Annotated in this window: 7 protein-coding genes; all 7 read right to left on the bottom strand. The window is 34.9% G+C overall.

The window, feature by feature from the left end:
- Positions 1 to 37 precede the first annotated feature (37 nt).
- Positions 38 to 1,489 (bottom strand): glycoside hydrolase family 30 protein, encoded by a 1,452-nt coding sequence (locus V6246_RS06475; RefSeq protein WP_341559675.1) that lies wholly within the window; start codon positions 1,487 to 1,489, stop codon positions 38 to 40.
- 19 nt (positions 1,490 to 1,508) lie between these two features.
- Positions 1,509 to 3,104, bottom strand: coding sequence for a sialate O-acetylesterase (locus V6246_RS06480; protein WP_341559676.1), 1,596 nt, complete (start codon positions 3,102 to 3,104; stop codon positions 1,509 to 1,511).
- 314 nt (positions 3,105 to 3,418) lie between these two features.
- The gene (locus tag V6246_RS06485) at positions 3,419 to 4,246 is read right to left on the bottom strand and encodes a 3-keto-disaccharide hydrolase (protein WP_341559677.1); all 828 of its coding nucleotides are present in this window, start codon (positions 4,244 to 4,246) and stop codon (positions 3,419 to 3,421) included.
- Between the two features lie 207 nt (positions 4,247 to 4,453).
- Positions 4,454 to 6,922: a leucine-rich repeat domain-containing protein gene (locus V6246_RS06490; RefSeq protein WP_341559678.1), complete on the bottom strand. Its 2,469-nt coding sequence runs from the start codon at positions 6,920 to 6,922 to the stop codon at positions 4,454 to 4,456.
- 212 nt (positions 6,923 to 7,134) lie between these two features.
- Positions 7,135 to 11,493: a CBM96 family carbohydrate-binding protein gene (locus tag V6246_RS06495; protein WP_341559679.1), complete on the bottom strand. Its 4,359-nt coding sequence runs from the start codon at positions 11,491 to 11,493 to the stop codon at positions 7,135 to 7,137.
- 309 nt (positions 11,494 to 11,802) lie between these two features.
- A complete protein-coding gene (locus V6246_RS06500; protein WP_341559680.1) occupies positions 11,803 to 12,783 on the bottom strand; it encodes a hypothetical protein in 981 nt (326 codons plus the stop codon).
- A 63-nt stretch (positions 12,784 to 12,846) separates the two neighbouring features.
- Complete coding sequence (locus V6246_RS06505; RefSeq protein ID WP_341559681.1) at positions 12,847 to 13,785, bottom strand: alpha/beta hydrolase; 939 nt, start codon at positions 13,783 to 13,785, stop codon at positions 12,847 to 12,849.
- Between the last annotated feature and the right edge of the window lie 46 nt (positions 13,786 to 13,831).

The raw sequence follows: 13,831 nt of genomic DNA on the forward strand, positions 1-13,831 counted from the left end.
TATATATTATCTTATATTTTCGATTATTTACTAGTAATTATTTCGTGATTATTATAGTATTAATAGACTTGGCCTCTACGGAAACCACAATAGTATTGGTGCCTAATTCTAAACTTACATTTTGTTTTTTGTCTTCGGGATTATTCAGTAAAACCAAAGTTCTTCCATCTTTTAACTGAAATGCTAAATGATTTTTTCCTTCGGAAGATTTTAAATAATGATCGCCCGGCTGAACAAAATGAGATAAATGTTTAAACAAGTAAAACTCGTCGGTATAGGTTACTTTTTTAGTTTGCTTATCGATAACCACCATAGAATTTTGTGGCCATCCCCAAGCACTTTTTCCTGTTTCGTCTAAAACCATATTCCAATACATATGAGAACCGGCTTTATTATTAAAAAAGTGAACTAAAGTTTCCCAAGAACGATCAAACGACGTCCAATCATTCTCGCCTTCACCACACTTATTCTCTGTTTGCATGTATTTTAAGTCTGGATATTCTTTATTTATAGCAGGTATAGCGTTAGATCCTCCCCATTGAAAACCAACACCTTTAATATATTTGGCTGCTTTTTTATTATCTAAAATAGTACGCACATAATCTGGCTTACTCCAGTTAATGGTGCCTAACCAAATTTCGGTATCCAAACCATCTTCTTCTAATTTCGGACCTAAATAATCGCCTATAAATATTGAGAAATCTTCGGCTCTCCACGTGCAACTTGGCCAGTTTGGCGCGTAGGCAATTTCGTTTTGAGGTTGAATTGAAAACAAATCGATCCCTTCTTTTTTATAAGCTTGGATAAATTTTGAAAAATACAGCGCATAAGCTTTTAAGTACTGATCTTGCATTTTAAACGCTGTTGCATTACTCAGTATTTGAGCACCCGGATCCATTCTATTTCCGTTGGCGCGATTATTCCAATCGCCGGCACGCAGAGAATAATGTTCATTAACCTTCATCCAAGCTGGAGGCGTCCACGGTGAAGCCCAAATTTGTAAATCTGGACGAGCCTTTAAAGCCGCTTTCAAATATGGAATTAAAATATAACGATCTCTATCAATATTAAAGTCGCGCATTACAAAATCTTCTGGAACATCATTATGTGAATAATAACTGAGCGCATAATCTGAAGCTCCAATTGGAATACGGCACATAGAAAAATTACAACCTTCTTTAGAAAATAAAGCATTAATAACGTCCTTCCCGCTATCGGCATCTAGCGTATTAATAGCTTCCCAACCCAACTCGTTAAACGCGCCACCAATACCATCAACTTCTTGCAATAAACTATCTGCATAAATTTTAATTTTTGTACTCGCATTTTCATTTGTTTTTTGCAAAAACTTTTTAGCCTTTACCCAACGCTTAGAAGCTGTGGTATAGGTTAGTTCTACGTTCTGTGCAAAATGAATCTGACTCACTAAAACAAACATTAAAAAGATTAAATAAGGACTTGATAATTTGATAGACTGAAGGGATTTCATAATTAATGATATTTAAATATTACTCCGTTAAAAACACAGAAGCTGGAAGCCCGTGATTATTATACAAGTTTGCACCTTCCGGATTTGATGACCAAGCATAACGAACAGCCATAGGTATCAAACCTTCTTCACTCCAAACTTCAACTTTATTTTTTGAAATTATTTTTGCTTGAGCAGGATACCATTCGCCATCTTTTCCTTTTATTTCAAACCATTTTAAAGGTTGATTTTTAACTTCGGACACAGGATTTAACAAATGCTTATGGCCTACAATCAAACCTTCTCCAACCTCTGAGAATGTAATTTGTATTTTGTTTCTTTTTATTTTATGTGAATAATATAACGGTCCACTAACAGCAGAAACCTCTACATTGTAATCGTTTTTTAAAGCCCATAAAGCCAAGCGCTTTCCTGCATCCATTTTATTATGTGGGTGCACATCTCTAGCTTCACCAATATCATAGAGAACAGCCATACCGGTATACGGTAATTTTAAACTTTGCCTTAATTGATTATTAACTGATGCCCAACCTAAATCGGAACGTTTATCTGGCACTTCATAATTTGCCAATTGCATCCAATAAAAAGGTAAATCTTCTTGGTTCCAATCTGCTCTCCAACTTTTTATTAACGCAGTAAAATAATCTCTATATTCTTCTTCTAAAAAATGCGAATTGCTCTCACCTTGATACCACAAAACTCCTTTTATTTTAAACGGTATAATAGCAGATAACATACCATTATAAAGTGTTGCCGGCAATTGTTTATCTAGTGATGGATGTGTGGAAGGATAAGGTTTAGGTGTCTTCTTTCCGCCAGCTTCCCAAGCTTTAAACTTAGCTGTGAAAGTGGTATCTACATAATTTTCTACAGATACTCTTTCTATAATTTCATTAGATTTTTTTCGGCTAGCTTCAAAATAAGCTTTCATATTTGGGTCGGCCATATACGCCGCTTCCGAAAGCCATGGCTGAATACGTGTACCTCCCAAAGCACATTCTAACAAACCAATAGGCACATTAACCTGCTCGCGAACTGCTTTAGCAAAAAAGTAACCTGTTGCAGATATTTTACCGATTTGTTCTGGGTTTGCTTTTCTCCATTGATCGTCAAAATTTAATTTCTTTTCGGAAAGTGAGGATGTTGGCTGCACTTCTATATGACGAATCCAATCGTCGTTTACTGTTAAAACTTCATTCCAAATATACTCAACTAAAGGTTGATCTTTTGGATCTCTAGATTTTTTAACAAATTTCGACATAGAGAAATCCATATTGGATTGGCCAGCACATAACCAAATATCTCCTGATAAGACATCTGTAATTTCAATTGTATTTTTTCCGGAAACGGTAATTTTATGCGGACCTCCAGCTTTGGGGGTTTTGATATCCAAACGCCAAGTTCCATCTGTATTTGTTATCGCTGTAGCATGTTCTCCCCAACTTGTCGAAACCTCAACTTTTTCATTAGGATCTGCCCAACCCCAAATAGGAATTTCGGCATCACGTTGAATGACCATATGGTTAGAAAACAAACTATTTAATTCTACATCTGCAAACCCAAATTTTGGTATGGAAACAATTAGAATTACGATAATTTTAATACTGATTTTCATCTTAAATATTATTCAAAAATAAACAGCAAAGCCTGTTGCTCTACATACTGCAATTTGAAAAAAAAAACAGAAATAGACTATAACTCCATACCCTTAGACTATAAACAATGATTCATATTGGGTATTTACACCTTAAAAGCCAAGGTTTTCGCTGTAATTCATGAAAGTATCACACTAAAATCACAACTCAAATACTCGCGTTTTTTTTAAGACAAAAACTCTAAAAATTCATCTTTTAAGATTAAAAACAGATTAAGAAAAATGGTTTAATTTGAAGCGAAAAAACATGAATTATACTCTTTTCTAACGCGTAATTATTTTAAGAATTTTTCCATAGGAATAACCTCTGAAAATTCTTTAACTTCTATATTTTGATAGAATATTTCGGCTGTTTCAGATTGAAAACCAATGATACCTTCGCTAGGGTTTAAATTGAAAGCCATATTAACGATTTCTCCATTTAATTTATGAATAGTATATGCACTGCCCATGACTATAATTTCGCAATGATTCCATTCACCGTTTAAGGCGTTATAATTTTCGGTAGGAGAAGCAAAGTGTAACCAGCTTTTTGTTTCATCCAAAACACCACCTGCTTTTGGATTTAAGTAAGAGTCGCCGTTTGGATCAGAATACCAATCGTATTTTACACCTTTCGGACGAATTAAATCGCCTGTATGGTTTTTATTAGTTACTTGATTGTAACGCACTTGATACTCAATACCGGTTGGCCAAATTTTATCATCTGTAACGTGATAATACACGCCTGCATCATATTGCCACCTCTCAAAATTATTGGCTATTTTTTCACCCCATTTATAATCAAATTTCAGAATGTATTTACTGTATTTCTTTTTGGTATAAAATAAGCCGTGCGTCCCATTTTCGCCTGTTCCTAAATCTAAACTATCTGGTGCATCTTTAAAAACGTGTACCATTTCATTTTCAATAGCAAAAACCTCTTTAGACATTTCCGCATCGTCATTTCTTAATTTAAGATACCAACCATCCCAATTTTCACCATTAAATATTTTAACAAAACCTGCATTATCTGTTGCATCATTTTGAGCCGTTCCTTTGGTTGAATATAAACTAAATGCAATTATAAAAAAGACGCATAATGTAATTTTAGAAAGTTTCATATTGTATATTATTATTGAGTAATTATCAGCAAAAACAGGACATAAAAGTTACTGTATTTGTTTTTAGCTAAATTATTTATACGCTTTTTTATTTCTTATAAAGCATGGCTTTTTTGATGTAAATTATAGTTCATTTGGTATTAAAGCATAAAAAAACAGCATTAAGGACCATCTTAATGCTGCTATATTCAATCTATATATAAGCTATTATTGTTTTACAACACGCTTAATAAACTCATTGTTTTCTACCTTAACTTTAAGTAAATAAATTCCCGAAGAAAGTTTGGAAACATTGATTTCTGATGATGTTCCACTAATATTTTTCGTTAACAAAACTCTTCCGTTTAAATCGTAAACATTAACGCTTGCATTATTAAGCTGTTTACTTTTCATTGTTATTAATCCGTTAGTTGGATTTGGATAAATATTAAAATCTAAAGCTTGTTCTATATTGTTTGCGCTTAGTGTTATGGATACCATAATAGTACCGAACTCCTTCCAAACATCAGTCGCTTCATAAGCCGCTTTAGCTTCTTCACTTGGCACAAATAACGTGGCATTAGTAAGGTTTACACCGGAAAACTCAGAAGCTGTTATTGCAGCTGGAACTGGATTTAAAACTTTTACAGTGCTTAAATTATTAAGGTTTAAAAATGCGCTAGCACCAATAGAAGTTACATTTTCTGGAAGAATTATAGATGTTATACCCGTGGCATCTCTAAAAGTTTGCGACGGAATTTCGGTTAACAAAGTTGAAGCCGATAAATCGACCGTTTCTAAATTTGTCATTCCTCTAAAAACACTTGTACCCATAGTTGATAATGTATTTGGTGTGGTTACCGAAGTAACGCTTGAGTTACCATTAAAGGCGCCATCTCCCACGGACTCCACACCACTCATAATATGGTTTATTTCTAGAATTGAACTGTTTACGAAGAAGCCTCTAGCATCTATAACTTTAATTCCGTTTGTGGTTGTAAATGATAGCGTTGTTAAACTTCCACCTCTAAACGCCTGATAACCTATTGATGTAACTGTACTTGCTAATTCAATAGTTTCTGTGCTACTGCCGTTGAATGCATTATCTCCAATTCTGGTAACCATAAAAGACGTATCTGTTTCTGGGCTTGTTGCTGTACTTGGCACAACCACATTAACTAACGAGCTAGATATAACCTCGGCTTCGTAAGGGTCTAAATTCGTTACTTTATATTCTATATCTTCAACTATAAATGTATCACCAATAGTATTTTGCTCTGGTTCTAAAACTACAATATTATCACAATCGGATACCGTATTAATAGTATTTCCTGTACCATTATCCGTAACTGTTCCGGTGGTATTAATAATGCAAGAGCTTACTGTAGATAAAATTTCAACAGGCATATCTGTACAAGTATTTAAAACGGTTCCAGAAGTTGATGTACTTCCTAATGGTGAAAATGGATTAGCTCCCGATGGTCTGGTAGCTCCTAGTAAAATAGAATGCACTTGCGAGCGAGTAACATCATTCCACTTTTTAAGTGTCACGTTATGGTTATTACCCCCAATAGTTGCAATAGCATGCAGCGTAGTTGTTGCCACATTTTCCATTAAAGCAAGTTCTACGGTTGAAGCGCCTCCGTTAAGGTATAATAACGGTCCATTAACAGCATCACCTCTACTATTTTCAATAGTTACTTCTTCCACTTGATAACCTGCTTCGCAACCTGTAGCTTCACAGTTTTGCATTAATACATCGCCTCCATATCTAGTAAAAGCAAAACCTGAACGTGTGTTTTTTGCAACGCAATTAATAAGTGTAATAGCGCCTGTGGTATGCCCATCAACGCCACCTGCACCGTATGAACGATATCCAACTTCACTTAATGATTTTGTATAGCCCGGCGTAATAACTTTATTCCCCTCATAATTAGTATAAACTGCTGCAAAATCTCTATCGAAAGCTGGTCCTGATGTTTCAGCTAACATATCATCGGTTGTTCTCGTTGTTGATTCTGCATGGCAATCTTCAAAAAGCACATTTCTTCCACCTTGAATAAAGAATAAATGTCCAAATGCCTGCGAGTAAATAGAGCAACCTTTAATAGTAATATTTAATCCTTCGACCAGTAAACCACTATGCTTACGTAAGCTAACTAGGTTACCGTCTCCTTTCCCTAAAAGATCTCCATAACCGTAAGGATAAGAACCATTTATATTTAATGTAACATCTTCCATGATATTGTTTTCTCCTGCAATGGTAACAGATTGCATGCCAGGGCTCGAAGGTGCCGAATTTCCAATATCGGTTACTGTTAAGCCTTTAATGTTTACAAAATCCCCTGTAACATATAACTCAATAATACGAGTGCCATAATCATTTAAAAGCTCTGAATTTATTTCAATAGTAACACCTGTTAAATCGAAATTATTATTACTTCCGCTGAATTCAATCATAGCGTGCCTATTATTCGCATCAGGAACCGTATTCTCAATAACCTCAGGCGTTAAGTAATCTTCCATTTGATAAACACCTGGAGCCATAACTATATTTTGGTTTGAATTGCCAGCCGCAGCAGCTAGCTCAGCAACACTAGTGATATTTTGCCCAATTGCTACAAAAGAAGCAAAGAGTGATAATGAAAAAACGAATAACATTTTATTCATTTTAAATAGTTGTAATTTTGTTTTCATACGTTTAGTTTATGGTTATTTAGTTGATAGTAATATTACCATTAACCATAGTTTAATTCTATAAATTATTACTTCATCACTTTAAATTATTGCTTTTTAAAGACTTGAAATCCTGTAACCTAAAAAAAGTCTTACATAAAAAAAGTTCTACCAAATAAATTTGATAGAACTTCTCACTTTAAATAATGATTGAATTGGTTGGTTAATACGAATTACAACTTCACTATTTTTCTTGTCATATTTTTCGATGTATCGGAAATCATAAGCATATAAATCCCGCTGTTTAATTGAGACACATCTAGTTTTATGTTATTCGATTTTGGTTTAGTTTCCAAAACTTTCTGACCACTTAATGCAAAAACCTTAATACTAGTTTCATTCAAATTTAAGTTAGCTGAACCTAATGAAATATTAAGCGCATTTGAAACTGGATTTGGATACATACTAATAAGAGCATCTTCTGCATTAACATTTAACGATGTTCCAGCATATTCGATAATCAACTCAGGAACCGTTTCGCCAAGTTCTTTTGTATAAAAATCGATACCAACACCACTATTCGCAGGGTCTTTAACAGCAAACGTAATCACCTTATCTCCGTTAGCTTCTTGAGCTACATAAGATGATACATCCCATTCGCACCATGTACTTGCAGCTGTTGTAATTTCAGATCTGGCATTAGAATAATCTGGTTTATTATTCCAAGTTATTTCTGTTTCCGTCCAACTATCATCAGCCACATCATACACTGTTCTTAAATCTCTATATCGTGTTCTTTGAAACAATCTAAGCTTTGCTGAAATCACATCTCCAGGCAGTGTGTTTAAATTGAATTTTAAAATAGCATAACGCGCATCAACTTTTGTAACCATCGATGTTGCTTCTCCAAAATTATCATTTGCTTTTCCTTCATGTACATAAGAATCTGCATCTGCACCTAAACTCAAAGTACCAGCAACCATAGGAACAATGGTTAATTCTTGTGAAACGCTAGGCGCTTCATTAAAAGCGGCATCGCCTTCTTGCGTTGCAGTTATAGTTGCTTCTCCCAACCCAACAATATGAACCATACCGTCTACAATTGTTGCAACTGACGTGTTTGAACTTGAATAGCTCACATCTAAACCAGATGTAGCTGTAGCTTCTGGATCGAAATCGTCTCCACCTAATAATTTATTAGACATGGTGAAAAACTGAATGGTTTGATCTTCTTTTACAATACCTGTTTCAGTTAAAGTAAAACTATCTAATTTGAAAGCATTAGAAACTCCTGAAAAATAAATTTTTAAACTTTGAACGCCTTTTTCTAATTGAATATCTTCTGCAATAACATAATCTTTCCAATCGGAATCTCCTTCAGAATTAGGTGCACCAAATGGCACAACTTCTTCTCCTGTTTTTTCTTCACCTGCAAAACTAAATTTAACAGCACCGCCTGCTTGAGAAGCTGCATATTTAATGCTAATGCTATAAATAGCAGTTTCTGGAACTGAAATAGTATAAGTTAACCATTCTCCAGCTTCTATGTCTGTTAAATTATATCCACCAGTTGCTATAGTTTCAACATCTACATTATCCATCATTCGGTATGCTCCACCTGAATTCCCTACGCTTAAATCGTTATAAATTCGACCTTCACCATTTTGTAATGGATCGTAATCAAAATTTTCAGCTTCAATAACTTCAGTAATAGTATGTACTGCGTAATCTGGTAAACCATTAGCATCGAAACCTATTATTGGATCGCCAAAACATTCCACAGGTCTGCGAAACGTAAGTGCTCCCCAACCAATAGCATCGTTAGTCCAACCTGCTTTTTCGTAACCACTTAATTCAATCGATTTATCTCTTGCGCGTTGTGTCCATTTAGCTTCTTCTTCAGTTTTAAAACCTCTACCAATGTAATGTGCCGTAGACATTTCCCAGAGTGGACGATTAGATGTAAACCCTCCAATACCTTCAGGACTCATAGATTTAGAATACCAACGACCTGTTCTGTCAAAGCCTGTAATAAAATTATCTGGCTCCCAAGCGGTAGTTTGATCTGGATAAGATGCTATAGCCGATACGTTATATTTTAATGAAAACTCAAGTCCCTTTAAAAATCGATCATTTTCATGACTATACAAATCATCACCTTGATTCCATGCCATTTCGGACATCGATCCTAACAAACCAATACCAAAAAGCACATGTCCTTGATCTCTTGACGATTCTTGACATTGACCATTTTCGTATATATAATTAGTCATCACCTCGTTATATCCGTAATTCGCTTCGGTATAACCACGATCAATACCATAAGTATCTGAATGGTCTCCAACTGCGGTAGGCACTTCGCTGCTTGTATTTGGTCCAGCAGGATAAGGAAGATCTCCTGTGTGCTCCTCCAAAGTTCCTTGAATATAATGGTATGCACGGTTGTACATGGTTTCGTTATCTAAAAAGATTCCCATAGCCATTACGGTACGCCAGCCTGAGAGACCTTGATTTCCGTGTCTTACCGGGTCTCCTAAATAAGATTTCCAATAAAACGTCGCATTATTTCTAATATCTGCAGGTTCTGTTGTAGTAGAATATCCTGGGTACACCAACATATCTTTAAAAGCTTGTACATCTGCAGCTTCCCATCCTGTATAGGTACTTTTAATAATTTCGGCAGCTTCTACCATAATATAAGCTATGCCGCCACTTAAAGCCTCAGTTCCGCCACTAGTTACCGATGTTAAATTAGACCAAGCTTTAAAAATTTCAACGGCTTTATCGGCATGTCTTGTATCTCCGGTGATATAATAACGGATAGCATTATAATATGCTGCTCTAATATCGCTGTTCCATGCGTTATAATTCACTCTAGAATCTCTCCCTAATTCAGTAAAGGTTTCATCACCTTGCACCACATAATCATAGCTAGATTTAGAATCTAACTCCATTTCCTTATACGAAGCATACCATGGATCAACCTGTGCCTCAACCATATATTTCATACGATCTAAGTCTGATTTTTTATGTGAAATACCTGGATGAATAAATTGTGCACGAGCCACAGTAGGCACAGTTGGCAACGCATAAGTTGCTGGATCGTTTTGAAAGTTTTTAGAATCGACATCGGTTACTTTTAACCAGTACCAATATTGCGTTCCGTTTTCTACTGAAGTATCTGTATAATTCGTTCCTGTAACACCATTTTTAATCAATTGACGTCCACTCGCATTATCATCAGTATCTCTAAAAACACCTACATTTTGAATGTCTATATTCTCGATATCCCAATCTAAAGTTACAAAACCATCGCCTGCTGTTGCAGAAAGCTCCACACTTGGCTCTCCAGATGATGGATTAGCACTCGCCGCATTAGAATTTATAGTGTTTTCTGAAATATCGGTCGCTTTAATCCAGTACCAATAATCTGTACCTCCAACAACCGAATTATCGGTATAGGTTGTTCCAGACACATTACTCGCAATTAAAGTACGCCCGCTAGCATCAGCATCTGTATCTCTAAAAACATCTTGTCTAACGGTTGTTACGTTATCTAAAGTCCAATTTAATTCCACAGTATTAATACCTGATGTAGCACCAAGTAAAATACGAGTTTGATTGGTTTGATAAACGCAGTTAACACTTGCATCAGAAATATTACCCGATTCGTTTACACCACCTGGCAAACTATAATCTGCACTATCATCATCCGTATCATTTCCGTAGGCATTATTATCAGTTACAATTCCGGTAACACCGTTAACACCACTTATACCTTCTAATGTATTATTTGAAACACAGTTTCTTCTAATATCAATATTTGTTGTTGGCACACCTTCGGAATTAGCTAAAATACCCACATTACCATTATTTTGCACAATACAATCGTGTACTAAGTAACCATCGGTATTTGCCGCACGAACACCTCTAAAATAGTTGCCCGACATCTCGCAGTTGTAAATTTTAATATCTTCACTATAAGAAATATTAATACCATTTGCTGAGGTAGAATTTAAAAACTGACTATCTCGAACTTCTGCACCATATACACGACGTAAGTACATGTTATGTGCAAAGCCTTCTTGTCCTGCCGTTCCGTTTTCATCAAACAAACAATCTTTTACTAACAAGTTTTTTGTTCCTTTAATATGAACACCCCAACCCGTTTTTGTACAATGCACATTTAAAATCTGGACATTTTCATGTTCCACATCATCGTTAGCGGTAATTTCTATCCCTCCACCATTTGCGGCATTGGTACCTTCTATAGCCAAATTTTGAATAATGAGATTTACTAAATTTTCTGAATCTGCAATAATCATTTTCATGTTTACCGTAGTTTTAAGTAAACTAGCCCATTGGCCTTCACCTTGTAAAGTGACATTACTTTTCATTCTAACAGGTACAGTAATATTATGTGTTCCCGCAGCGAGCGTTACAACACCACCTCCACTTGCGGCGACATTATCGATTGCGGTTTGAATATCGCCTCCTGGAGATACCGTTTCATCGGTTGCCCATATTGATAGGGATAAAAAAAAGAAACAAACGAAACATATCGATTGTTTAAAAAAATAATAGTTCTTCATTCTTTAATTAGTTTAGAAAGAAGGTTTTACTCTAGTAACATTTGGGGTGCTAAGAATAAATATGCCACCTACGCAGCGTACTTAAAATGGTTATGTAATGATATTATTTTGAAAGCAGAACTCTTATAAATTATAGTTCTTTGCCTATAAACTAAAGTTCTTTTTTGAAGATTAATTCGTACAGCAACTGGTATTAACAAAAAAAAGCCTGCTTATAGAAAAGCAGACTTTAGTATTTTATTTTTTGAGCATTTTACTTTTGAAAAGTAATCCGCTTATAAAAAGTGTGGTTTTATAACACAATAAACTTTAATGCTTCACTGTTTTAGATTCGTAGAATTCGTAAAAGTAACTCCAACTAAATGTTTCTCCTGGCATTACCTTAATATCGATATAAGTTTCGGGACATATGGTTCTTGCCGTTCCCCAAAGTCGGAATCGAGAAAGTGGTTGATCTCCGGTAATTTTAACGCCTGCTCCTGTTTTAGAATTATGTATACTAACATCAAAATTATCGACATTGTTATTCAATCCTTCCAAGTGCTTGATAGCAATAGATTCATCGCCAATAATATCTCTTTTAAAAACTAAACGTTTGTCTTCAATTTCAAAAATATCGCACAAACCTCTACCTTCCCCGGAAACTTCAACAGGAAAAGTCATTTTAAAATCTTTACCGATGGTTTGATTATCAATAACAAAAAAATTATGATTAAAGCCGAAAGTTTTAATCTGATGCTTACCTGTGTTTTTTAAAACATGAGAAATTACCATTTTTTGTTCATGTTCTCTAAGCTTAATAGTTTTTGTATATTGATATGAAACCTTGTCGGTGTTTAAAATATGAATAAATTCAACTGCGTTACCTTTAACTTTTATGCTGCGTTTTCCTAGATTTACAATCTCGTAATTTTTAAAATCACTATAATTTTCATTTGAAGTTTTTTTAAGCGCACCAACTCCAATTTTCACAAAACTTTCGCCAATTGCAACATCATTATAATTTACGGGTGCATAAGCTTCAACGGGGCCCATAATAGTTGCAAATGGAGGTGCATTGTCTGCATCGAACCATTGACCAAAATAAGTATGCTCATTAAATTCTAAGCTAGAAATAACGCCAGACCAATCAAACCGAGTGCCTTTGTAATAACCATTTTCAGCATCTGGCAAATATACATTGGCTTTAATAATTCCGTTTCTAATTTCAACCTCTGGGTATTTTATATCCTGACTATTCCCGTGGAAAGCACCGAATAATATAGCAAAAAGAATATGAAGACCTTTCATTTTAAAATACCTCGTTTAATTTCTACCTTTTAAATATTTCTTTTATTCTGAATTATATATTGCTTAGTTGGTCTCTCCCAAATGAGAAAGCATAAAACTGCTGCAACGCTCGGCAATGCCTTCAAAAGACGGAGAGATATTTTTACCAGACATACTATGCCCAGCATTTTTAACAGCTAACAATTGTACATTGGCATTTTTTTCTTTGGCAACTTCCATCATGTAAAGTGAATTAATAATAGGAAGCGTGGTATCCTTTTGGCCGTGTACTAATAAAATAGGCAAACTGTTTTCATCTAAAAACTCAGTAGGGCTCATCAAGCGTGCTAGCTCTGGTTTTTCTTCTAAAGTACCACCTAATAAACGATTGAAAAGTTTACCATTTTCAAAAATAGAATTTGGTCTAATATCAGGATTTAAGCATGATGTAAACGGAAAAAAAGAAGTTACAAACTTATATTCTGGATGAATATCTGCTAAACTCGCGTCGCCAGGAAAAGGTGCATCGGGAGCTAAAGCCGTAACTAAACTCAGGTGTCCTCCTGCAGAACCACCCCAAATACCATATTGCTCTTTATCTAGTTTAAATGCATCAGCATTTTTTAAAAGAAATCTAGCAGCATCTTTACAATCTACCACAGACTCGTAAGATGTTACAGGTTTTCTTGCTAATCTATAATCTATGGTTGCACACACCACACCGCTTGCTAAAAGTGTTTTTAATGTTCCTAAAAAAGAATCTCTAAAAATGTTTTCTTTTACACCACCAGCCCAACCACCGCCATGTACAAATACAACCCATGGGTTTTCTTCTTGAAGCACATCTGCATTTGGATAAAAAACATCCATAATTACTGGTTTTCCATTGACTGTTTTATAAACCACATCTTTTTTATAATTCTCTCCTTCTACAAAACCGAAATCAGCTGGTACCTGAGCATGAAGCACAGATATACTTGAAAGAAAAAAAGTAAGCAGAATAGATATTTTTATTGATTTCATATAACTTGAATTAAAGTAAAAAAGTCTCAACTTTATTTATGTTGAG

This window comes from Algibacter sp. TI.3.09 (assembly GCF_038154905.1).
In the GTDB taxonomy this organism is placed as follows: Bacteria; Bacteroidota; Bacteroidia; order Flavobacteriales; family Flavobacteriaceae; genus Algibacter.

Bases quoted from the DNA above. Each gene is read 5' to 3' on its own strand.
- V6246_RS06475 (WP_341559675.1), bottom strand. From the start codon at position 1,489: ATGAAATCCCTTCAGTCTATCAAATTATCAAGTCCTTATTTAATCTTT.
- V6246_RS06480 (WP_341559676.1), bottom strand. From the start codon at position 3,104: ATGAAAATCAGTATTAAAATTATCGTAATTCTAATTGTTTCCATACCA.
- V6246_RS06485 (WP_341559677.1), bottom strand. From the start codon at position 4,246: ATGAAACTTTCTAAAATTACATTATGCGTCTTTTTTATAATTGCATTT.
- V6246_RS06490 (WP_341559678.1), bottom strand. From the start codon at position 6,922: ATGAAAACAAAATTACAACTATTTAAAATGAATAAAATGTTATTCGTT.
- V6246_RS06495 (WP_341559679.1), bottom strand. From the start codon at position 11,493: ATGAAGAACTATTATTTTTTTAAACAATCGATATGTTTCGTTTGTTTC.
- V6246_RS06500 (WP_341559680.1), bottom strand. From the start codon at position 12,783: ATGAAAGGTCTTCATATTCTTTTTGCTATATTATTCGGTGCTTTCCAC.
- V6246_RS06505 (WP_341559681.1), bottom strand. From the start codon at position 13,785: ATGAAATCAATAAAAATATCTATTCTGCTTACTTTTTTTCTTTCAAGT.